Source organism: Acetatifactor sp., from assembly GCF_982438285.1.
Genome location: NZ_CEWDFQ010000419.1, coordinates 1 through 2,286, shown reverse-complemented (window position 1 = coordinate 2,286; position 2,286 = coordinate 1). Strand labels below are relative to the sequence as shown.

Here is a 2,286-nt window from a genome sequence, read left to right as displayed (position 1 = left end):
GCAAGGACAGCACAGCTTCCCATAAGAAATTTGAGGAAAAGTACAATCTGCCCTTTGTACTGCTCTCGGACGTCAACCTTGAGGCCATACAGGCCTATGATGTATGGCAGGAGAAAAATATGTATGGCAAAAAGACCATGGGAGTAGTCCGCACCACCTATCTGATCGATGAAGAGGGTGTGATCACAAAGGCCTTTGGAAAAGTAAAGGCGGCAGAGAACCCGGAGCAGATGCTCTCGATGCTGTAGGCGTGGGGAATAGGGATGAGAATTATCATTTCACCGGCCAAGAAAATGAAAGTGGATACGGATACCTTTCCCGTGGAGGGAACGCCGGTATTTTTGGAAAAAGTAAGGATACTCGCACAGTTTATGGCGGGCATGGACTATCAGGAGCTCAAGGCTCTGTGGGGGTGCAATGACAAGCTGGCTTGTCAGAATTATGACAGGATACGCTGCATGGATCTTACGCATAATCTGACTCCTGCCATCATCGCCTATGAGGGGCTTCAGTATCAGCACATGTCGCCTGTGGTTTTTACAGACAAGGCCCTTGGGTACATAGGGGAGCATCTGCGGATATTGTCCGGCTTTTACGGTATTCTTTCGCCCTTTGACGGGGTGGCGCCCTATCGTCTTGAGATGCAGGCGCCGCTTGCAGTGGAGGGAGCCGGAGATTTGTATGAATTTTGGGGCAGTCTGCTGTATGAGGCTGTGTGGGACCAGGACAGAATTCTCTTAAATCTGGCCTCCAGGGAATATTCCCGGGCTATAGAGCAGTACTTAAAGCCAGGAGATAAACTGGTAACCTGTGTGTTTGGACAGCTGGAGGGCGGACGGGTAAAGCAAAAGGGAACCCTTGCCAAAATGGCAAGGGGAGAGATGGTGCGGTTTCTTGCGGAAAATGATATTTCAGATTTGGAGGGAGTGAAAGCCTTTTCGGCTCTGGGCTATCGGTTTTCTAAGGAGCTTTCGGACGAGAAGAAAATGGTGTTTGTCCTGTAGGCAATGGTCCTGCACACTAAGCGGAAGGCGCCGCGTATCATCTGTTTTGATGATTTTGCGGCGCCTTCCATTTTGTGCAGTGTTTTACTTCATCTGCTCTTCCTGTTTTCTGATCATACGACGTACCATTTCTCCGCCGATAGAACCGGCCTCCTTGGAAGTCAGGTCACCGTTGTACCCCTCCTTCAGGTTTACGCCAAGCTCAGATGCAACCTCAGTCTTAAAACGATCCATTGCCGCCTTAGCTTCAGGAACTTCTACTCTATTACTTCTGCTTGCCATTTTGTTTCACCTCCGAATACATTCTTGTTTTTTGCAGTTTATATGATCAAGATAAGTTTTGACATCACGTGTTTGCCATCACTTATCTTGGTAATAGTATGAACGGCAGAAAAAAAAATATGATGGTAACTTTTTCATTTTTTTGTTATACTGTGGAATAGCATAAAACGGAGACCGGGAAGCAAAAAGCTCACCGGAATCCCAGCCTTTTACTGACCTGCAAAGATAAGCTGCGGCTTTTCTGCGCGAGAAGGCTCTTTTTTGTTGGTCAAGATTGAATGCTCCGGAATGGAGAAAAATGGATGAACTGTCAGATCAAAAGAAGGGAAGAACTACAATGAAAAGGAATGAAGCAAAAACAAAAAGAAACAAAAAAGGAAACAAAATATGGATGCTGGGCCTTGCCCTGCTTGCGGCCGCCGGGCTTTTTACAGGCTGTGCAGGAAGCAAAAATCCATCTGCGCAGGAAGAGGAGACGGTGCGTGTGGGGTCCCTGAAAGGGCCCACTTCCATGGGACTTCTCTTTTTGATGGAGAAGGCAGAGAATGGGGAAGCACAAAACAATTATGCGTTTCAGATGGCGGCGTCGGCGGATGAGCTGCTGCCTCTGATGGTCAAGGGCGAGCTGGATATCGCACTGGTTCCGGCCAATGTGGCCAGCGTGCTGTATCAAAGAACAGAGGGCAATGTCTGTGTGATAGATATTAACACACTGGGTGTGCTCTATGTGGTGTCCGGGGATGATTCTGTGGAGAGCATTGCCGATCTGAAAGGCAGAACCATCTATCTGACGGGCAAAGGCACCACGCCGGATTATGCCTTGCAGTATCTTCTAAATGCCAATCAAATGACCACTCAGGACTGTGTACTGGAGTATAAGTCCGAGGCTGCGGAGGTGGCTGCGGTGCTTGCGGAAAACCCCGACGCCATCGGCCTGCTGCCCCAGCCCTTTGTGACGTCAGCCTGCGCGCAGAATCCTAAACTGGATATTGTGCTTGAT

4 protein-coding genes are annotated in these 2,286 nt (G+C 48.8%); 3 read left to right on the top strand and 1 reads right to left on the bottom strand.

All coding sequences use genetic code 11. The features are described from left to right. The coding region (locus tag AC1WIP_RS14770; RefSeq protein ID WP_481142544.1) for a peroxiredoxin at window positions 1–248 on the top strand (248 nt) is incomplete at its 5' end. 15 nt (window positions 249–263) lie between these two features. Continuing rightward, window positions 264–1,004, top strand: coding sequence for a peroxide stress protein YaaA (gene yaaA, locus AC1WIP_RS14765; RefSeq protein ID WP_481142543.1), 741 nt, complete (start codon window positions 264–266; stop codon window positions 1,002–1,004). A gap of 84 nt (window positions 1,005–1,088) precedes the next feature. Here yaaA and AC1WIP_RS14760 read toward each other — a convergent pair whose 3' ends face one another. Continuing rightward, complete coding sequence (locus tag AC1WIP_RS14760) at window positions 1,089–1,286, bottom strand: alpha/beta-type small acid-soluble spore protein (protein ID WP_318683647.1); 198 nt, start codon at window positions 1,284–1,286, stop codon at window positions 1,089–1,091. Window positions 1,287–1,677: 391 nt separating this feature from the next. On the opposite strand from AC1WIP_RS14760, the gene AC1WIP_RS14755 reads away from it, so the two are divergent. Continuing rightward, window positions 1,678–2,286: ABC transporter substrate-binding protein (locus AC1WIP_RS14755; protein WP_481142545.1), on the top strand; the 609-nt coding region annotated here is incomplete at its 3' end.